Source organism: Pseudomonas frederiksbergensis (assembly GCF_001952935.1).
GTDB classification, from domain to species: domain Bacteria; phylum Pseudomonadota; class Gammaproteobacteria; order Pseudomonadales; family Pseudomonadaceae; genus Aquipseudomonas; species Aquipseudomonas frederiksbergensis.
In genome coordinates, this window is sequence record NZ_CP018319.1 from 4,090,070 (window position 1) to 4,108,497 (window position 18,428).

Consider the following 18,428-nt stretch of genomic DNA (forward strand, 5'->3'; position numbering starts at 1 on the left):
AGCTGATTTGAGGTAAAAAAGTCCTGTGAATGTTGATTTGCACTGCCATAGCACGGCCTCCGATGGCGCTCTCGCGCCTGCAGTACTGGTTGCGCGTGCGTTTGAGAAAGGCGTGCGAGTCCTGGCCTTGACCGATCACGACACCCTCGAGGGCCTCGACGAGGCTCGCAGTGCGGCGACCGCGCTGGGGATGCAACTGGTCAACGGCGTCGAGTTGTCCTGCACCTGGGGCGGCGCGACCATTCACGTGCTGGGCTATGGTTTCGACGTCAACGCTGTGCCGTTGGTCGAAGCCATCGCAAAATTGCACGATGGCCGCTGGCTACGGTCCGAAGAAATAAGCCGCAAGTTGGCGTTGAAAGGCATGCCGGGTGCGCTGGAAGGTGCCCGGGCCATCCAGCAGGAACTGGGCGACAGCGGCAACGCGCCGGCCCGCCCGCATTTCGCCGACTGGATGGTGCGTGAAGGTTTCGTCAAGGATCGCGCCGAAGCGTTCCGCAAATGGCTGGGCGCCGGCAAGCTGGGGGACGTCAAGCAACACTGGCCGACCCTGGAAGACACGGTCGAAACCCTGCGTGCCGCCAAGGCCTGGGTCAGCCTTGCGCATCCGTGGCACTACGATTTCACTCGCAGCAAGCGTCGCCGGCTGATTTCTGACTATATTCAAGCTGGGGGCCACGCTATCGAAGTGGTCAATGGCCATCAGCCCGCCGAGCAAGTGGGCAGCCTGGCGATTCTCGCCCGTGAGTTCGGTCTGCTGGTCAGCGCCGGCAGTGATTTTCATGGCCCTGGAGGCTGGTCCGAGATCGGTGAGTACCGCCCGCTTCCGGAAGATTTGCCACCACTGTGGTGTCGATTCAAACATGACCCAATTATTGCCGCCGTCTGAACAGGTAGAGAATGTGAGTCAATTTTTCCAGATTCATCCGGAAAACCCGCAAGCGCGCCTGATCAAACAGGCTGTCGAGATCATCCGCAAAGGCGGGGTGGTGATTTATCCCACAGACTCCTCCTACGCCATTGGTTGCCAGATCGGTGACAAGAATGCCGTGGAGCGCGTGCGTCGGTTGCGTGGTCTGGATGACAAGCACAACTTCGCCCTGATTTGCAGCGATCTGTCGCAACTGGGGCTGTTCGCCAAGATCGATACCGGTCTTTTTCGCTTGCTCAAGGCCCACTTGCCGGGTCCGTATACCTTCATTCTCAACGCCACCCGCGAAGTTCCGCGGCTGTTGTTGCACCCGAAAAAACGCACCATCGGCCTGCGCGTACCGAGCCATCCGATTGCCCTGGCGCTGCTGGAAGAACTCGGCGAACCGCTGATGAGCGTGACCCTGATCATGCCCGGCGACACCGACCCGATGACCGATCCTTACGAAATGCGCCAGTTGCTCGAGCATCAGGTCGACCTGATCATCGACGGCGGTTTCGGCGGGATCAAGGCGTCCACCGTGATCAACCTCGCCGACGGCGAGCCGGAAGTGATCCGTGTGGGTTGCGGCGACCCGACGCCGTTCATGGCCGAGGCGTAGATGTCTGCAGTAGAACCCGTGGTTGACAGTCAGGCCGGAGCCCAGCAAGAGCTGCCCTTCGCGATGGTCTATGGCCAGGCGGTCATGGAAATGCCGCTGGACCTGTACATTCCGCCGGATGCGCTTGAGGTCTTTCTCGAAGCCTTCGAAGGCCCCCTCGACCTGCTGCTGTACCTGATCCGCAAACAGAACATCAACATCCTCGACATTCCTGTGGCGGAAATTACCCGGCAGTACATGGGCTATGTCGAGTTGATGCAGTCGGTGCGCCTGGAACTGGCCGCCGAGTACCTGGTCATGGCCGCAATGCTGGCCGAGATCAAATCGCGGATGCTGCTGCCGCGTGCCGAAACGATCGAAGCCGAAGAAGATGACCCGCGTGCCGAACTGATTCGCCGCTTGCAAGAGTACGAACGCTTCAAGGCCGCAGCCGAAGGCATCGATGGCCTGAGCCGTGTGGGTCGTGACGTGATCGTCCCCAAGCTCGACGCCCCGGAAGCCCGGGCACGCAAGCTGTTGCCGGACGTGCGTCTTTCAGAGCTGTTGTTGTCCATGGCAGAAGTGTTGCGCCGTGGCGACATGTTCGAAAGTCACCAGGTCAGCCGCGAGGCACTGTCCACCCGCGAACGCATGAGCGATGTGCTGGAGCGCCTCAAGGGCGGCGGTTTCGTGCCCTTTGCCGAGCTGTTCACCGCTGAGGAAGGACGTCTGGGGGTGGTGGTAACCTTTATGGCGATCCTCGAACTGGTCAAGGAATCCTTGGTCGAGCTGGTACAGAATGAGCCGTTCGCAGCGATCCACGTGCGGGCCCGAGCCGAATAACGAGTTGAATCATGAACCTGACTGACCCCCGCGAGCTGGCGCCATTGCTTGAAGCCTTTCTGTTGGCCTCGGGAAAACCGCAATCGCTTGAACGCCTGTTCGAACTCTTTGAAGAGGGCGAGCGGCCGGACCCGGCGGTCTTCAAGAAAGCCCTGACGATTCTCGCCAAGTCCTGCGACGGCCGCGCCTTCGAGCTGAAGGAAGTGGCCTCCGGGTATCGCTTGCAGATCCGCGAAAAGTTCTCGCCGTGGGTAGGACGTTTGTGGGAAGAGCGGCCGCAGCGCTATTCCCGCGCCATGCTCGAAACCATTGCGCTGATCGCCTATCGCCAGCCGATCACCCGGGGCGAGATCGAAGACGTGCGGGGTGTGGCGGTCAACAGTCACATCGTGAAAACCTTGCTGGAGCGCGAGTGGATTCGCATCGTCGGCTACCGCGACGTGCCAGGTAAACCAGCGATGTTTGCCACCACCAAGGCCTTTCTCGATCACTTCAACCTGAAAAACCTCGACGATTTGCCGCCGCTGGCCGAATTGCGCGAGCTTGAGCCTGATCCGGTGCTCGATTTCGACGACGCGCCGGTGCCTGCCGCACTGCAAGAGTTGGCCGACGCCAGCGCCGAGCCGGAAGAGCCGAAGGAGGAAACCAGTTTCCATACGCTGTTGCTGGAGCTCGACACCATGGAGGAAGGGCTCAAGACTGACTTCGACGATCTGTTGCGCGATGGCGAGGTGAGCGGGACCGAAGAGATTCTGGACCTGCCCGAGCCTGTGAGCGAAGTTGAACTTCAGGTCGAGCCCGAAGCCACAGTCGAAGAAGAGCGGGAAGAAGAGCAGGAAGATGATGTGCTTGGCGTTGCCGAAGCTCGTGAAAAACTCTTGGCCGCTGTCGCCGCCCTTGAACAACACAAGCCCGAGCCCGAATTGACCGACGAAGAAGCCGAAGCCCGGGCCCTTGCCGAAGCGATCGAGGCCGAACGCCGCGAATTCGACGACTGATCCCGATCCTGAGAACAGTGGAGATTCTCTGTGGGAGCGGGCTTGCTCGCGAAGGCGGTGGGTCAGGTAACAATTATGTCGACTGACACTCCCTCTTCGCGAGCAAGCCCGCTCCCACAATGGTTTTGTGGTGTTGCCTGGAGTTTTCGATGAGCTCAACCAAAGACCCGTGCATCAGCGTCTGTAAATTCACCGACGACATCTGCATCGGCTGTGGCCGCAGCAAGCGCGAGATCAAGGCGTGGAAGAAACTCGACAAAGTCGACAAGCGCACGGTGCTGGCCGAAGCGTCGCTGCGGCTAATCAAGCTCGGCGCCACCGGTCGGCGGAAAAACAGGTAAGTCGCCATTGATCAGCTAGTCTCTGATGCGCGAACGCTCCCATGAGCGTATGATTCGCGACCCTTCGGCGATCCCTTCGCCAAGTACCCCGTTTTACAGACCACACCGGGAGGTGCCCAGATGAGTATCAAAGACCAGAAAGACGACCAGGAAATCGGCCCAGCAGGCGAAAAACTGCAGAAAGTCCTCGCCCGTATCGGCGTCGGCTCGCGCCGTGACGTGGAAGCCTGGATCAGCCACGGCCGCATCAAGGTCAATGGCAAAGACGCCACCCTCGGGCAGCGCGTCGACATGCACGACGCCATCACCATTGATGGCAAGGTGATCAAGCGCGAAGAAGCCGCCGAGTCGGTACGCCGCGTGATCATGTACAACAAGCCGGACGGCGAAATCTGCACCCGCCTTGATCCGGAAGGTCGTCCGACCGTTTTCGACAAGATGCCGAAACCAAAAGAAGGTCGCTGGATCAACATCGGTCGTCTGGACATCAACACTACCGGCCTGCTGATGTTCACCACCGACGGTGAGCTGGCCAACCGCCTGATGCACCCTTCCTACGAAATGGACCGTGAATACGCGGTGCGTGTCCGTGGTGAAGTCGATGACGAGATGATTGAGCGTCTGAAAGCAGGCGTCGTCCTCGAAGACGGCCCGGCCAAGTTCACCGACATCAAGCAGGCGCCAGGTGGCGAAGGTTTCAACCACTGGTACCACTGCGTGGTGATGGAAGGTCGCAACCGCGAAGTCCGTCGTCTGTGGGAATCCCAGGGCCTGGTGGTCAGCCGTCTGAAGCGTGTGCGTTTCGGTCCGGTGTTCCTCAACTCCGACCTGCCGATGGGCCGCTGGCGCGAAATGAGCCAGTACGAAGTCGATATTCTGAGTGCTGAAGTCGGCTTGACCCCGGTGGCCATGCCGCAGATGAACGCCAAGAGCAAAGACAAGCTCGATCGCATGCAGCGTAAATCGTCGCGTCCGATGGGCAAGACCGAGCGCGTGCGTTCGTTGCGTCCAGCCATCGGTAACCAGACTGCTGCTACGCCGCGTGATACTCGCGAACCGCATATCGAAGGCGAGCGCCCAGCCCGCAAGCCAGCTGCACCTCGTGCTGACGGCGAGCGCGGTCCACGCACGCCACGTCCGGCCAATGGTCGCACCGAGCGCGGCGAAGGCCGCGGTGCGCCAAGCGGTGGTCGTAGCGATCGCGGTGCTCCGGCCGGTCGTGGCGAGTCTCGTGGTGAGTCGGGTCGCGGTACGCCTGTGGCAGACCGTCCTTCCGACACCAAGCGCCCGGCCAAGGCTCCGGCGAAGAAGCGTCCAGGCATCGTTCTGGTCGACAAGGACGCGCCATCGGGCAAGCGCCGTGGCGCGCCAGCCGGTTCGGGCCAGCGTCCGGGCTTCGGTCGTCGCAAGCCTGAGTAATCGTTAAGCGCCCCATGAAAAACGCCAACCTTCGGGTTGGCGTTTTTTTTGTCTGTTTTTCTGATCGTTCCCACGCTCCGCGTGGGAATGCAGCCCGTGACGCTCTGCGTCACATCTCAAGAGCGGACGCAGAGCGTCCATTGATGCATTCCCACGCGGAGCGTGGGAACGATCAGTCGATCAGTCAGAACACAAACCGCCCATCAAACACCGGCTCATCATCCAGCGCCAACACGCCGCTGGAGAAAATCAGGTCCAGATGATGGCTACCCTTCGCGCCACCGCCCAATCCCAGGTGCAGCCCGCAATGGCGCTCCTCGAATCCGGCATTGCGCGCATACAACGCCTTAACGCCTTCATTGGTGCCGATCCCCAACTCCTCAATTCGTCGATTGGATGGATTGGCCTCCAGGTACTTGTTGAAGTCATGTTCCAGCCCCGGCACCTCGGTGGCGATTTTGCTGATGGTCGAGTTCTCGATCCACAACTCCAGCGGTGACTCCAGCACCCCGTATTTGCGGGCAAACGGGATAGTGCTGAGAAAAGTCCCCATGAACTTGACCCTGCCATTAATGGCTTCGCTGTGCGTAGCAATCTCACCAGGTGCCAAATCGAAGTTGCCGACACCGTTGATGTCGGTCCACTTCTTGATGCTGCTCAACGGTGTTTCAAACCACGAACCGTGATCATCCTTGAAACTTAACGTGGTGGCATGGGACATGCGCTGGATCAAGTGGCTGTTCAACCCGGCAATGCGCTGCGGGGTGACACTGAACGTGTCGTAGAAGTAATCGCCGTAATCCTTGAACAGCAGCGACTTCTTCCAGTTCTCGGCCATGACGCCTTGCAGCGCGCGGACAAAATCCGGGCCGTCCGGGCGTGGATTGGGCAGTGTGGAAGAGTCGTAGAAGAAAATGTACAGATCACTGTCGGCAATCGTCTGGGCCAGCAATTCCGTGGGTTCCAGGTCCAGTCGCATTGCGCTGAAACTGAAGCGAGGGCTGGCACCGGCCTGTTCGGCGATGGCGCTCGTCAGTGCATGGTAATCAGCTGTGTGGCCGATCAATACCTTCGCCGGAGTGATGCCGACAAGGGCAGGGTGATGTTCGAGGTAGTAAAGGAAATGCGAAATGGCGCGTTGCTTATCCATGTAGTCCTCCCTGACAAACCGAGAAAAAGTGGCAGGCACAACCGGCCGGATCGTGCCTGCCGGGATGTCTTACAGAGGCCACATCGCCGTGCCGAACGGAACAACCGCATCGGCTTGCATCATTTCAACGGCGGCGTCATGGGTCGGTGCTTCAAACCAATCGTCCAGTTGCAGTTCAGTTTCCAAGTCTTTTTCAAGTGCTTGCATTGCGAATCTCCTAGATGACTTTTTCGGTAAGTGCAGCGGCGCGTTTTCAGTCATTGAACAACCCGCCAACTTGCTGATCGATGCGTCTCGGCAAGTCGCTGAAAACCTAGTTCACAGGTTTTTAAATTGCAAAAAAATAATCAAATAAGATTTGTTTGAACTTTTTATTCTGTTTTTTATCGGGCAATTTGTTAATAAAAAACAAAAAACTAACTCGACCTTTCCCTACGGAAACGTCCTACCGTCAATTTGCAGTCAACATACAGTCAGATCTGATTCGGCAAATTTACGTTACGGCTTGTAAAGAAATACTGACGAAATCAAGCCTCAAAGCCCTTGGTTTGACGCTTGCGCAAGGGATGTAAGGAAAACCTTCCGCCAAGCAGCCATTCAGGCCGTGCGCAGGGCTCTGGCCCGCTTGTTTCAGGCGCGGTTGAAGGGTGAGATGCGCCCCATGCCTGTCGTGCAGGTGCATAACAAGAAGGAGGCGCAATGTACGCCGTGACTTATCTCCATCTCCCCCGTGGAGCGGTTTTTCCATCGTTCCCATCGATGACCCGCAAAGGTCTGACTCAATTTTTGCAGCCGCCCGAGAACCTCGTGGCGGACACAGGCAATCCCGGCAAATGACACGCTGATCCAGCAGTGTCTGGTAGCAGGGGGTTACAGGTGTACAATGCGCCGCGTTTTAACTGTGACCTCCTGCGCATCTGCGCAAACCTCAAGGCTATCCGCCTTGTTCACTCCGTTGCGCCACAAGCGTGTCGGGTTCGATTTCGTCACAGATAAAAACAAACAGGTGACGCATGACCGTTGTAAAAACGCTGAACTCCTTTTGCCTTCGCTGGGGTTTGATCGGCGCTGCTTGAGATCGCACCCGAGCAGCAACGTCTAACGAACATCATCAAACCTTGCGTGAGACCCTTTTCATGAGTGGACAAAACTCGCATTCAGGCGAGCTGAAACGCGGCCTGAAAAATCGCCACATTCAACTGATCGCCCTCGGTGGCGCGATCGGTACCGGGCTGTTCCTTGGCTCGGCCGGTGTACTGAAATCCGCCGGCCCGTCGATGATCCTCGGCTACGCCATCTGCGGCTTCATTGCTTTCATGATCATGCGCCAGCTTGGCGAAATGATCGTCGAAGAGCCAGTCGCCGGTTCCTTCAGCCACTTCGCCCATAAATACTGGGGCGGTTTCGCCGGCTTCCTGTCGGGCTGGAACTGCTGGATTCTGTACATTCTGGTGGGCATGTCGGAGCTGACCGCGGTCGGCAAGTACATTCACTACTGGGCGCCACATATCCCGACCTGGGTCTCGGCAGCCGGTTTCTTCGTCTTGATCAACCTGATCAACCTGGCCAACGTCAAAGTCTTTGGTGAGGCGGAGTTCTGGTTCGCGATCATCAAGGTCGTGGCCATCGTCGGCATGATTGCACTCGGCAGCTATCTGCTGGTCAGCGGCGACGGCGGCCCCCAAGCCTCGGTGACCAACCTGTGGGTCCACGGCGGTTTCTTCCCGAATGGCGTCAGCGGTTTGGTGATGGCCATGGCGATCATCATGTTCTCCTTCGGCGGCCTGGAAATGCTCGGTTTCACTGCAGCGGAAGCTGACAAGCCGAAAACCGTGATCCCGAAAGCCATCAACCAGGTGATCTACCGGATCCTGATTTTCTACATCGGCGCGTTGGTTATCCTGCTTTCCTTGACGCCATGGGACAGCCTGTTGACGACCCTGAATGCGTCGGGCGATTCCTATAGCGGCAGCCCGTTCGTGCAGGTGTTCTCGATGCTCGGCAGCGACACCGCTGCGCACATCCTCAACTTCGTGGTCCTGACCGCGGCGCTGTCGGTGTACAACAGCGGCACTTACTGCAACAGCCGCATGCTGCTAGGCATGGCCGAGCAGGGCGACGCGCCGAAAGCCTTGTCGAAGATCGACAAGCGCGGCGTGCCAGTGCGTTCGATCCTTGCTTCGGCGGCGGTGACATTGATTGCCGTTTTGCTGAACTACCTGATCCCGCAAAATGCGCTGGAACTGTTGATGTCGCTGGTGGTTGCCACCCTGGTGATCAACTGGGCGATGATCAGCTTCTCGCACTTCAAGTTCCGCCAGCACATGAACAAGACCAAACAGACGCCGCTGTTCAAGGCCCTGTGGTACCCATACGGCAACTATGTTTGCCTGGCATTCGTGGTGTTCATCCTTGGTGTGATGCTGCTGATTCCCGGCATCCAGATCTCTGTGTATGCGATTCCGGTATGGGTTGCGTTCATGTGGATTTGCTACGGCATCAAGAACAAGCGCAGCGCCCGGCACGCACTCCAGGCTGCGGGTTCCGTAGCGAAATAATGTAAGCGCAGACACAACAAACCCGGCCATGTGCCGGGTTTGTTGTTTTCGGGTTTTACACAAATCCCTTGTAGGAGTGAGCCTGCTCGCGATAGCGGTGTGTCAGTCAACATCTTAGTTGCCTGACACACCGCTATCGCGAGCAGGCTCGCTCCTACAGGGACCGCATTCTTTCAGTTTATTCGCGGTATCCTGAGCGCCCTGAACCCGGACGCTTTTCCATGCTGGTGATATCCAACAACGTGCATCTGCCGGATGCCGAGATCGAATTGACCGCCATCCGCGCCCAGGGCGCCGGTGGGCAGAACGTCAACAAGGTTTCCAGTGCCGTGCACCTGCGCTTCGACATTCCGGCCTCGTCCTTGCCCGAGTTCTACAAGGAACGGCTGCTGGCGTTGCGTGACAGTCGCATCACCAGCGAAGGGGTGTTGATCATCAAGGCCCAGCAATATCGCACGCAAGAAGCCAATCGCGCGGACGCGCTGGAACGGCTGACCGAGTTGATTCTCAGTGCCACCAAGGTCGAGAAAAAACGTCGCCCGACCAAACCGACCCTCGGTTCGAAGAAGCGTCGGCTCGAATCCAAGACCAAGCGCGGAAGCATCAAGGCCGGGCGTGGCAAGGTCGATTTTTAGCGGGCTTGGCGTTCTTCCCGGTACTTTTCATCGAGATGCTTCGGCGCCTGCCGGTACAAGTAGACACTCAGTGCCAGACCGCTCAACGCAGCGAGTGCAGCGAACAGGAAGATCGAGGCGAAGCCAAAACCTGCCGCAATCGCACCCGCCACCGGCCCGGTGATCCCCAGCGATAAATCGATGAACAATGAATAAGCCCCGACTGCCGCGCCACGGCTCGAGGCCGGCACCAGGTTGACCGCTTCCACCCCCAGCGCGGGGAACACCAGCGAGAAACCGAACCCGCTCAGCGCTGCACCGGCCAGTGCCCAATGAGCGTCCGGCGCCAGCCATAGCAGCAGCAAGCCGAGGGTTTCCACCGACAGGCAGGCAATCGCCACGCGAAAGCCGCCGAGGCGGTTGATCAGGTTGCCGAACAACAGCCGTGCACCGATGAAACTGGCACCGAACAAACTCAGGCACAGCACCGCGTTGTCCCAGTGCTGCGTGGCGTAATACAACGTGATGAAAGTCGCGATAGTGCCGAAACCGATGGAACCCAGCGCCAGACCGCAACCATGTGGCAGCACGCGCCCCAGCACATGCATGAACGGCAGACGCTCACCGACCACAATTGGCGCAGCGGTCTTCGGCCAGGCCAGCACCAGGCCGAGGACGGCCAGCAACACGATGCTCACGCCCATGCTCCACAAACCCAATTGACTGACCAGCAGCACGCCCAGCGGTGCGCCGACCGCCAGTGCGCCGTAACTGGCGATGCCATTCCAGGAAATGACTTTGGCGGTGTTCGCCGCGCCAACCCGACCGATGCCCCAGCCAATCGAGCCAGAACCCACCAGGCTTTCCGCGCTGCCGAGTACCAGACGGCCGATCAGCAGGCTGATCAGGCTCAAGGTCGGCAGGCTTTGGGTCCAGGCCGAAATCAGCATGAACACGCCGCTCAAGCCGCAACCGGCGAGGCCGTACATCACGGCGAGTTTGCTGCCCTTGTTGTCGATGATTTTCCCGGCATACGGACGGCTGAGCAGGGTGGCCAGGTATTGCACGCTGATCACCAGGCCAGCGATCACGGCACCGAAGCCCAGATCGCTGTGGACGTAGCCTGGCAACACCGCCAGGGGAATGCCGATATTCAGATAGCCGATGAAGGTGAACAGGACGATGGAAACGACTTGCAGCGTGACCGCCAGGGGGCGCTGGTTTTCAGACATGGGTAAAGATCCACGGGAAAGCAGGATAGATAGGCTGCTTATGATAGCGGCGCGAGCGGCTGCGGGTCGTGGAAAAAGTAAAACTATTTGCCGGACGGGGATGAATCAGGGTTTGGCGGGTGCGACCAGATGCGTGGTGACCAGGGCGGCCAGGGCGTTTTCTTCGCTGCCGAAACGGGCGAGCAACGCGGCGCGTTTTTCGGGGGACAGACGATTCCAGATCTCGATCATCTTCTCGGTGGTGCCGATCAAGACGCTGGCTTGGGTATCGGAGAAGTCGTCGGTCATGATGGGGCTCAAGGGTTCAGGCGGTGTGGAAAGCGCATGTTAGCGCTTTCCACACGGTCTGGCATTGCAGGTGAATCAGTCTTCGCTGTCGGCCTTGCGGCGTTCAGTGGCTTCTTTCGGCTCGGGCTGTTGAGCCCCGGCTTGTTGCGTGGGCGTCTGCTCAGTTTCGTGCAGGCTTGGGAAGGGGAGATTAGGGATCTCGTGCATATCGCGCTCCTCGCAAAGTCTGTTGATAGATCTGGTAGATCCGCGCTTTTAAAAAGCTTGGGGAGGATACAGCAGAAGAAATGACAAATAGACTTTTATATCCAATTGTTGCGACGGATGGGATTGTCTAGACAGGTCTGCGGCAGTGGCGCAGACGATCGTTCCCACGCTCTGCGTGGGAATGCAGCCCGGGACGCTCTGCGTCGCTTTAAAGCCGAACGCGGAGCGTCCGTCGAGGCATTCCCACGCGGAGCGTGGGAACGATCAGTGGTGCGATAGGGATTACTTGCAGACTTCGGCGATGGCTTCGGCCAGCAGATCCAGGCGCGTCGCATCGATTCCGGCGACGTTGGCCCGGCCGGTACCGACCATGTAAACGCTGTGATGATCCCGCAGTTGTTTGACTTGGTCCGGCGTCAAACCGGTGTAGGAAAACATCCCGCGCTGCACGCCGATGTGCGCAAAGCGCTCGCGCAAACCATGAGGTTCAAGCGCTTCAACCAAACCGCTGCGCAATTGGGCGATACGCAAACGCATGGCTTCCACTTCGTCGGCCCAGAGGCTTTTCAGCTCTGGATCACCGAGGATGGTCGATACGACAGCAGCGCCATGATCCGGTGGTGTCGACCACAGGTTGCGGGCGATGTTGGCCAGTTGGCTGCGGATATCCACCAGCTTGTCAGCGGTTTTCGCGCAGACAATCAGCGCACCGGTGCGATCGCGGTACAGGCCGAAGTTCTTCGAGCAGGAGCTTGTGATCAGCACTTCCGGCAACGCGGCAGCGAACAACCGGGTCGACCAGGCGTCCTGTTCCAGGCCATCGCCGAAGCCCTGGTAGGCGAAGTCGATCAGTGGCACCAGATCGCGACTGCGCACCACGTCCAGCACTCGGCGCCAGTCGTCATGGGACAGATCGAAACCGGTCGGGTTATGGCAGCAGGCGTGCAGCAGCACCACATCGCCTTTCGGCGCCTCGTTGAGGGTGGCGAGCATCGCTTCGACATCGAGGCGGTTATCGCTGCCCACGTACGGGTAATGACTGACCTTGACCCCGGCTGCCGCGAAGATGGTTTCGTGGATCGGCCAGGTCGGGTTGCTCAGCCACACGCCACGGCCCGGCAGGCACTGGGCGATGAAGTCGGCACTCAAGCGCAGCGCGCCGGTGCCGCCCGGTGTTTGCGTCGCCCCGGTCCGTTGTTCGGCAATCAGCGGGGAATCGGCGCCCAGCACCAATTCAACGATGGCCTTGCCGAACGCCGATTCACCGTGGCCACCGATGTAGGTCTTGGTGGTCTGGCGATCCACCAGACGTTGCTCGGCGAGTTTCACGGACTGGGGAATCGGTGTCAGGCCTTGGGCATCTTTATAGACGCCCACGCCGAGGTCGAATTTGCGCGGATTGGGGTCCTGCGCATAGGCCTCCATCAGGCCGAGAATCGGGTCGCCGGGTACTCGGCCGATGGCGTCGAAATGCATTATTTGCGGCCCTCGGCGTCCTTCGCCACTTCGTCAGTGCGCGCGGCCATGATGAAGTCATTGCGATGCAGGCCCTTGATGGAGTGGCTCCACCAGGTCACGGTGACTTTGCCCCACTCGGTCAGCAGGCCTGGGTGGTGACCTTCCGCCTCGGAGATTTCACCGACGGCGTTGGTGAACGCCAGTGCGTGTTTGAAGTTCTTGAACAGGAAAACTTTTTCCAGCTGCATCACGCTGTCGCGCACTTCAATGTTCCAGTCAGGAATCTGTTTGATCAGTACCGGCAGTTCTTCGTCGCTGACCTGAGGGGCATCGGCGCGGCAGGCTTCGCAATGGGCTTGGTTCAATGTGGACATGATGGGTTCCTGAAATCGAATTATTGGAAATCGGCCGTCAGTGTCACCACGCTAAACCAAAGCGTCGGTTCCTGACAGGCTCACTTGATTCTAAAAGCTGCGGATCACGCAGCCTTTGGCGGAAATTTCGGTGTGTGCAAGCCCAACTGCATGCCTTGCTTGACCATGCCCATGATGTCTTCGTGGGCGAGGTCGAACAGACGCTTGAGGTTCGGCAGGACAAAGTACAGCGGTTGCAGGATGTCGATGCGATACGGCGTGCGCATGCATTCCAGCGGATCGAAGGCCTGATGCTCAGGTTCGTCTGACAGGCAGTAAACGGTTTCTTTCGGCGAGGAGAGAATGCCGCCGCCGTAGATGCGCAGGCCTTCAGCTGTATCGACCAGGCCGAACTCGATGGTCATCCAGTACAGGCGCGCCAGGTACACGCGTTCTTCCTTGGAAGCCTGTAGGCCGAGTTTGCCGTAGGTGTGGGTGAATTCGGCAAACCAAGGATTGGTCAGCAGCGGGCAGTGGCCAAAGATCTCGTGGAAAATGTCCGGCTCTTGCAGGTAATCCAGCTCTTCGCGGGTACGAATAAACGTCGCCACCGGAAACTGCTTGTTGGCGAGCAATTCGAAAAAGGTCTGGAAGGGGATCAGTGCGGGTACCCGGGCAACCTGCCACCCGGTGGTTTCACCGAGGACCTTGTTGATCTCGCCGAGTTGCGGAATGCGGTCGTGGGGCAGACCGAGTTTTTCGATACCGTCCAGGTATTCCTGGCACGCACGACCCTCGATCACTTTCAGTTGGCGAGTGATCAGCGTGTTCCACACCGCGTGTTCTTCGGCGGGGTAGTCGATAAAACCTTGCGCATCGGGCTCGCGAGCCACGTATTGCGTCTGCTTCATGCTGCTCTCCTGCTAGGGGATTCGTTCTTGTTGTGTGTACAGCTATGGACCTAGAAATACCTCAGAAATGCAGTGTTGCAGCGCCCGAGTCGCGCTGTGCGTAGGAAAAATCGTCGATTTTTGTAAAGTAATCGTTACGGATCGACTGAAATGGCGCAGGGATTGAGATTGGCGGGTTTGAAATGGCGTGCAGGTGTCACATAATCTTGACGACTAAGTTGGTGTCTGCGCAGAAAAATCCCTGCTCAGGCCCTCGATCACTCCTGTTTCGGGCCTTTTTATGCGTATCAAAGTCCACTGCCAGAACCGCATCGGTATCCTGCGCGACATTCTCAACCTGCTGGTCGAGTACGGGATCAACGTCGCTCGCGGCGAAGTCGGCGGTGAGCATGGCAACGCGATCTATCTGCACTGCCCGAACCTGATCAACATTCAGTTTCAGGCGTTGCGTCCGAAGTTTGAGGCGATCGGCGGGGTATTCGGCGTCAAGCGCGTAGGGCTAATGCCTAGCGAACGTCGGCACATGGAACTCAATGCGTTGCTCGGCGCCTTGGAATTTCCGGTGCTATCGATCGACATGGGCGGCTCGATCGTCGCGGCCAACCGCGCGGCGGCGCAGTTGCTCGGCGTGCGGGTTGATGAGGTGCCGGGGATTCCGTTGTCGCGTTACGCCGAGGATTTCGACTTGCCGGAACTGGTGCGCGCCAACAAGTCGCGGATCAACGGCTTGCGGGTGAAAGTGAAGGGCGACGTGTTTCTCGCCGACATCGCGCCACTGCAATCGGAGCATGACGACAGCGAAGCCATGGCCGGTGCCGTACTCACGTTGCATCGCGCCGACCGGGTCGGTGAGCGCATCTATAACGTGCGCAAGCAGGAACTGCGCGGTTTCGACAGCATTTTCCAAAGCTCAAAGGTGATGGCCGCGGTGGTGCGCGAAGCCCGACGCATGGCGCCGCTGGATGCGCCGCTATTGATAGAAGGCGAAACCGGTACCGGTAAAGAGTTGTTGGCGCGTGCCTGCCACCTGGCGAGTCCGCGGGGGCAGTCACCGTTGATGGCGCTCAACTGCGCCGGCCTGCCGGAATCCATGGCTGAGACGGAGCTGTTCGGCTACGGCCCCGGCGCTTTCGAGGGGGCGCGGGCCGAGGGTAAGCTCGGTCTGCTGGAGCTGACGGCAGGCGGTACGCTATTTCTCGATGGTGTCGGGGAAATGAGCCCGCGTTTGCAGGTGAAATTGCTGCGCTTCCTGCAGGACGGTTGCTTCCGTCGTGTGGGCAGTGATGAAGAGGTTTACCTGGATGTGCGGGTGATTTGCGCGACGCAGGTCGACCTGTCCGAGTTGTGCGCGCGGGGTGAGTTTCGCCAGGATTTGTATCACCGCTTGAATGTGCTTTCACTGCACATCCCGCCACTGCGCGAATGCCTCGATGGTTTGACGCCGCTGGTGGAACACTTCCTCGATCAGGCCAGTCGGCAGATCGGTTGCCCACTGCCGAAACTGGCGCCAGCGGCGATGGAACGGCTCAGTCACTACCATTGGCCGGGCAACGTCCGACAATTGGAAAACGTATTGTTCCAGGCGGTTTCCTTGTGCGAGGGCGGGACCGTCAAGGCCGAACATATTCGACTGCCGGACTACGGCGTGCGTCAGCCACTTGGCGATTTCTCGCTCGAGGGCGCGCTGGACGAGATTGTCGGGCGTTTCGAGAAAGCGGTGCTGGAGCGTTTGTATTCCGAGCATCCGAGCAGTCGGCAACTGGGTAAGCGGTTGGGGGTTTCGCATACCACTATTGCCAATAAGTTGCGTGAGTATGAAGTCGGCAAAGAGCCGGGCTAAACAGCTTCTTTGGCGAGGGGGCTTGTCGGAACGCCGCATCGCCCCGTTGGGTTGCGAAGCAGCCCCTTGCAATCTTTCAGATCCGTCGAGTTGTCCGTAATTACGACTGCTGCGCAGCCGAACGGGGGCAAGCCCCCTCGCTACAGGGAATTGAGTCGGTCATGAAGGCCGGCTCTTGCCACCTTCCGGCATAACACCGCCGGTTTTTCGTCTTCGACACAATCCTCCAATCCCTCCTGAACCCCTCAAGTCCTTTGTTTGCCGGGCCCTGCGCCGTCAGAAAAAAGTTGGTCTGCAAATTGCTTGTGGCTCAGCAGTACAGCGGTGGACGGCAAACGTCCGGCATGCAGAGGAAAGAGTGTGGACAAGTACCTTTATGTGGCAATGACCGGCGCCAGCCAGAATGCACTGGCGCAGAAGGCTCATGCGAACAACCTGGCGAACATCTCCACCAACGGCTTCCAGAAAGACCTGGAACAGGCGCGTTCGATGCCGGTGTTCGGTGACAGCTTTCCGGCGCGTGCGTTTGCCCTGTCCGAACGTCCGGCCACCGATTTCTCCCCTGGCGCATTGGTGCAAACCGGTCGCGACCTCGATGTCGCGGTGCAAGGCAATGGCTGGATCGCCGTTCAGAACCCTGATGGCGGCGAAAGCTACGTGCGCACCGGCAGCCTGAACGTCGACGCCCTGGGCGTGCTGCGGGCCGGCAACGGTATGCCGGTGATGGGCAATGGCGGGCCGATTGCCGTGCCACCCGAGCAGCAAATCGAAGTGGGCGAGGACGGCACCATCAGCATTCGTGCGATGGGCGAAGGTCCGCGCGTGATGGCGGAAGTCGACCGCATCAAACTGGTCAACCCGGATTTCAAGAACATGACCAAAGGCCTGGACGGTTCGATCCACACCAAGGACGGCAAGCCGGCGCAGGCCGATGCCGACGTCAAACTGGTGTCCGGTTTCCTTGAGTCGAGCAACGTCAACGCCGTGGAAGAGATGACTTCGGTGCTGGCCCTGGCCAAGCAGTTCGAGCTGCACATCAAGATGATGAACACCGCCAAAGAAGACGACCAAGCCATGGCTCGGGTCTTGCAGATCAGCTAATTATCAGAACGTCGCGCCGTAAAACAGGCGCACGAGGAGAATCGAATGCTTCCGGCTCTATGGGTTGCCAAAACAGGTCTGTCCGCCCAGGACACCAACCTGACGACCATTTCCAACAACCTGGCCAACGTGTCGACCACGGGTTTCAAACGTGACCGCGCCGAGTTCCAGGACTTGCTCTACCAGATCAAACGCCAGCCAGGCGCCCAGTCGACCCAGGACAGCGAACTGCCGTCGGGTCTGCAAGTGGGTACCGGTGTGCGCATCGTCGGCACCCAGAAAAACTTCACCGCCGGCAGCCTGCAAACCACCGAGCAGCCGTTGGACATGGCCATCGACGGTCGCGGTTTCTTCCAGATTCTGCAGCCGGACGGCACCACGTCCTACACCCGTGACGGTACGTTCCACCTCGATTCCAACGGCCAGATCGTCAATTCCAGTGGCTTCGCCCTGGAGCCGGCCATTGTCATCCCGAACGATGCCCAGACCTTCACGGTCGGTCGCGACGGCACCGTGTCCATCACCGTTACCGGCAACCCGGCCTCCCAGGTGATCGGCAACCTGCAAACCGCCGACTTCATCAACCCGGCCGGTCTGCAGGCGGTAGGCAACAACCTGTTCCTGGAAACCGCGGCCAGCGGCGCGCCGCAAGTCGGTACCCCGGGCCTGGCCGGTTTCGGCACCACGCTGCAGAACACCCTGGAAACCTCGAACGTCAGCACCGTTGAAGAGATGGTCAACATGATCACCACTCAGCGCGCTTACGAGATGAACTCCAAGGTGATCTCCACCGCCGACCAGATGCTCTCGTTCGTAACGCAGAATCTGTAATCAAGTCTATGAGGCGGCCATGAGGTCGCCTGCAACACCGTGAGGTAGGGTCATGAATCGCTTCGTATCTGTTCTGGCACTGAGTGGGGCCGTCGTGCTCGCGGGCTGCGTTGCCCCGCCGCCCAAGCCCAATGACCCTTACTACGCCCCGGTGTTGCCGCGCACGCCGCTGCCGGCTGCCGCCAATAACGGCTCGATCTACCAGGCCGGTTTCGAACAGAACCTGTACAGCGACCGCAAGGCGTTCCGGGTCGGTGACATCATCACCATCACCCTGAATGAACGCACCCAGGCCAGCAAGAACGCCAACTCGCAAATTGGCAAGAACAGCAAGACCGACATCGGCCTGAGCTCGTTTTTCGGTGGCGGCCTGAGCACCAGCGATCCAGTGGGCAGCGGTAGCCTGAGCCTGGATGTCGGTTACGAAGGTGACCGCGCGACCAAGGGCGACAGCAAGTCCGGGCAGAGCAACAGCCTGACCGGTTCGATCACCGTGACCGTCGCTGACGTGTTGCCCAACGGCATCATCGCCGTGCGCGGCGAGAAATGGCTGACCCTCAACACCGGCGATGAGCTGGTGCGGATTGCCGGTATGGTTCGATCCGATGACATCGCCACCGATAACACTGTGTCGTCGACCCGCGTCGCCGATGCGCGCATCACCTACTCGGGCACCGGTGCATTTGCCGATGCGAGTCAGCCAGGCTGGTTCGACCGTTTCTTCCTCAGTCCGCTGTTCCCTTTCTAGGTGGCCACGTTGAATTTCAAAAGCC

Annotated in this window: 20 protein-coding genes; 12 read left to right on the plus strand and 8 right to left on the minus strand. The window is 59.2% G+C overall.

From position 1 onward, the window contains the following. The first annotated feature begins 25 nt into the window (after window positions 1-25). From PFAS1_RS19100 to rluB, 6 genes are all read left to right on the plus strand, one after another. Window positions 26-889, plus strand: coding sequence for a PHP domain-containing protein (locus tag PFAS1_RS19100; RefSeq protein WP_033053481.1), 864 nt, complete (start codon window positions 26-28; stop codon window positions 887-889). Between the two features lie 13 nt (window positions 890-902). After that, window positions 903-1,532: an L-threonylcarbamoyladenylate synthase gene (locus tag PFAS1_RS19105; protein WP_102616520.1), complete on the plus strand. Its 630-nt coding sequence runs from the start codon at window positions 903-905 to the stop codon at window positions 1,530-1,532. Next, entirely contained in the window at window positions 1,533-2,354 is an 822-nt protein-coding gene (locus tag PFAS1_RS19110) for a segregation and condensation protein A (protein WP_076030144.1), read from the plus strand. Between the two features lie 11 nt (window positions 2,355-2,365). Then, window positions 2,366-3,352, plus strand: coding sequence for an SMC-Scp complex subunit ScpB (gene scpB, locus PFAS1_RS19115; protein ID WP_076030145.1), 987 nt, complete (start codon window positions 2,366-2,368; stop codon window positions 3,350-3,352). Window positions 3,353-3,501: 149 nt separating this feature from the next. Further along, window positions 3,502-3,693, plus strand: a complete 192-nt coding sequence (locus PFAS1_RS19120) for a DUF1289 domain-containing protein (RefSeq protein WP_076030146.1) — start codon at window positions 3,502-3,504, stop codon at window positions 3,691-3,693. A gap of 120 nt (window positions 3,694-3,813) precedes the next feature. Beyond that, complete coding sequence (gene rluB / locus PFAS1_RS19125) at window positions 3,814-5,112, plus strand: 23S rRNA pseudouridine(2605) synthase RluB (RefSeq protein WP_074874473.1); 1,299 nt, start codon at window positions 3,814-3,816, stop codon at window positions 5,110-5,112. 184 nt (window positions 5,113-5,296) lie between these two features. Here rluB and PFAS1_RS19130 read toward each other — a convergent pair whose 3' ends face one another. Next, window positions 5,297-6,262: a M29 family metallopeptidase gene (locus tag PFAS1_RS19130; protein ID WP_076030147.1), complete on the minus strand. Its 966-nt coding sequence runs from the start codon at window positions 6,260-6,262 to the stop codon at window positions 5,297-5,299. Between the two features lie 69 nt (window positions 6,263-6,331). Beyond that, window positions 6,332-6,469 carry a hypothetical protein gene (locus PFAS1_RS29760; protein ID WP_008156111.1) on the minus strand — a complete coding sequence of 46 codons (138 nt, stop codon included), beginning with the start codon at window positions 6,467-6,469 and terminating at the stop codon, window positions 6,332-6,334. Window positions 6,470-7,398: 929 nt separating this feature from the next. Between PFAS1_RS29760 and PFAS1_RS19135 the strand changes: the two genes are divergently transcribed. Beyond that, window positions 7,399-8,820, plus strand: coding sequence for an amino acid permease (locus PFAS1_RS19135; RefSeq protein ID WP_076030148.1), 1,422 nt, complete (start codon window positions 7,399-7,401; stop codon window positions 8,818-8,820). A 221-nt stretch (window positions 8,821-9,041) separates the two neighbouring features. Next, complete coding sequence (arfB, locus tag PFAS1_RS19140) at window positions 9,042-9,455, plus strand: alternative ribosome rescue aminoacyl-tRNA hydrolase ArfB (RefSeq protein WP_008010994.1); 414 nt, start codon at window positions 9,042-9,044, stop codon at window positions 9,453-9,455. Here arfB and PFAS1_RS19145 read toward each other — a convergent pair. The 6 genes from PFAS1_RS19145 to phhA all read right to left on the minus strand — a co-directional run bounded on the left by PFAS1_RS19145 (window position 9,452) and on the right by phhA (window position 13,883). Further along, window positions 9,452-10,666, minus strand: coding sequence for an MFS transporter (locus PFAS1_RS19145; protein ID WP_076030149.1), 1,215 nt, complete (start codon window positions 10,664-10,666; stop codon window positions 9,452-9,454). The genes arfB and PFAS1_RS19145 overlap by 4 nt on opposite strands. Window positions 10,667-10,771: 105 nt before the next feature. Further along, window positions 10,772-10,954 carry a hypothetical protein gene (locus PFAS1_RS19150; RefSeq protein ID WP_076030150.1) on the minus strand — a complete coding sequence of 61 codons (183 nt, stop codon included), beginning with the start codon at window positions 10,952-10,954 and terminating at the stop codon, window positions 10,772-10,774. 75 nt (window positions 10,955-11,029) lie between these two features. Next, the gene (locus PFAS1_RS30170; protein WP_008156098.1) at window positions 11,030-11,161 is read right to left on the minus strand and encodes a hypothetical protein; all 132 of its coding nucleotides are present in this window, start codon (window positions 11,159-11,161) and stop codon (window positions 11,030-11,032) included. 282 nt (window positions 11,162-11,443) lie between these two features. Beyond that, complete coding sequence (locus PFAS1_RS19160) at window positions 11,444-12,637, minus strand: amino acid aminotransferase (protein WP_076030151.1); 1,194 nt, start codon at window positions 12,635-12,637, stop codon at window positions 11,444-11,446. After that, window positions 12,637-12,993: a 4a-hydroxytetrahydrobiopterin dehydratase gene (locus tag PFAS1_RS19165; RefSeq protein WP_008030478.1), complete on the minus strand. Its 357-nt coding sequence runs from the start codon at window positions 12,991-12,993 to the stop codon at window positions 12,637-12,639. The genes PFAS1_RS19160 and PFAS1_RS19165 overlap by 1 nt, the downstream gene beginning before the upstream one ends. Before the next feature lie 104 nt (window positions 12,994-13,097). Next, window positions 13,098-13,883, minus strand: a complete 786-nt coding sequence (gene phhA, locus PFAS1_RS19170; protein ID WP_076030152.1) for a phenylalanine 4-monooxygenase — start codon at window positions 13,881-13,883, stop codon at window positions 13,098-13,100. A gap of 280 nt (window positions 13,884-14,163) precedes the next feature. On the opposite strand from phhA, the gene PFAS1_RS19175 reads away from it, so the two are divergent. The 4 genes from PFAS1_RS19175 to flgH all read left to right on the plus strand — a co-directional run bounded on the left by PFAS1_RS19175 (window position 14,164) and on the right by flgH (window position 18,403). Then, window positions 14,164-15,723 carry a sigma-54-dependent transcriptional regulator gene (locus tag PFAS1_RS19175; RefSeq protein WP_076030153.1) on the plus strand — a complete coding sequence of 520 codons (1,560 nt, stop codon included), beginning with the start codon at window positions 14,164-14,166 and terminating at the stop codon, window positions 15,721-15,723. Window positions 15,724-16,083: 360 nt separating this feature from the next. Further along, window positions 16,084-16,824, plus strand: coding sequence for a flagellar basal body rod protein FlgF (locus PFAS1_RS19180; RefSeq protein ID WP_074874487.1), 741 nt, complete (start codon window positions 16,084-16,086; stop codon window positions 16,822-16,824). A gap of 45 nt (window positions 16,825-16,869) precedes the next feature. Next, window positions 16,870-17,655 carry a flagellar basal-body rod protein FlgG gene (flgG, locus tag PFAS1_RS19185; protein ID WP_076030154.1) on the plus strand — a complete coding sequence of 262 codons (786 nt, stop codon included), beginning with the start codon at window positions 16,870-16,872 and terminating at the stop codon, window positions 17,653-17,655. Window positions 17,656-17,707: 52 nt separating this feature from the next. Further along, a complete protein-coding gene (flgH, locus tag PFAS1_RS19190) occupies window positions 17,708-18,403 on the plus strand; it encodes a flagellar basal body L-ring protein FlgH (protein ID WP_074874489.1) in 696 nt (231 codons plus the stop codon). Window positions 18,404-18,428: the final 25 nt, after the last annotated feature.

Coding starts and splice junctions, on each gene's coding strand:
- PFAS1_RS30170 (WP_008156098.1), bottom strand. CDS start 11,161: ATGCACGAGATCCCTAATCTCCCCTTCCCAAGCCTGCACGAAACTGAG.
- PFAS1_RS19175 (WP_076030153.1), top strand. CDS start 14,164: ATGCGTATCAAAGTCCACTGCCAGAACCGCATCGGTATCCTGCGCGAC.
- flgH (WP_074874489.1), top strand. CDS start 17,708: ATGAATCGCTTCGTATCTGTTCTGGCACTGAGTGGGGCCGTCGTGCTC.
- PFAS1_RS29760 (WP_008156111.1), bottom strand. CDS start 6,469: ATGCAAGCACTTGAAAAAGACTTGGAAACTGAACTGCAACTGGACGAT.
- PFAS1_RS19120 (WP_076030146.1), top strand. CDS start 3,502: ATGAGCTCAACCAAAGACCCGTGCATCAGCGTCTGTAAATTCACCGAC.
- PFAS1_RS19165 (WP_008030478.1), bottom strand. CDS start 12,993: ATGTCCACATTGAACCAAGCCCATTGCGAAGCCTGCCGCGCCGATGCC.
- scpB (WP_076030145.1), top strand. CDS start 2,366: ATGAACCTGACTGACCCCCGCGAGCTGGCGCCATTGCTTGAAGCCTTT.
- PFAS1_RS19135 (WP_076030148.1), top strand. CDS start 7,399: ATGAGTGGACAAAACTCGCATTCAGGCGAGCTGAAACGCGGCCTGAAA.
- PFAS1_RS19160 (WP_076030151.1), bottom strand. CDS start 12,637: ATGCATTTCGACGCCATCGGCCGAGTACCCGGCGACCCGATTCTCGGC.
- PFAS1_RS19145 (WP_076030149.1), bottom strand. CDS start 10,666: ATGTCTGAAAACCAGCGCCCCCTGGCGGTCACGCTGCAAGTCGTTTCC.
- flgG (WP_076030154.1), top strand. CDS start 16,870: ATGCTTCCGGCTCTATGGGTTGCCAAAACAGGTCTGTCCGCCCAGGAC.
- PFAS1_RS19130 (WP_076030147.1), bottom strand. CDS start 6,262: ATGGATAAGCAACGCGCCATTTCGCATTTCCTTTACTACCTCGAACAT.
- PFAS1_RS19110 (WP_076030144.1), top strand. CDS start 1,533: ATGTCTGCAGTAGAACCCGTGGTTGACAGTCAGGCCGGAGCCCAGCAA.
- arfB (WP_008010994.1), top strand. CDS start 9,042: ATGCTGGTGATATCCAACAACGTGCATCTGCCGGATGCCGAGATCGAA.
- PFAS1_RS19150 (WP_076030150.1), bottom strand. CDS start 10,954: ATGACCGACGACTTCTCCGATACCCAAGCCAGCGTCTTGATCGGCACC.
- rluB (WP_074874473.1), top strand. CDS start 3,814: ATGAGTATCAAAGACCAGAAAGACGACCAGGAAATCGGCCCAGCAGGC.
- phhA (WP_076030152.1), bottom strand. CDS start 13,883: ATGAAGCAGACGCAATACGTGGCTCGCGAGCCCGATGCGCAAGGTTTT.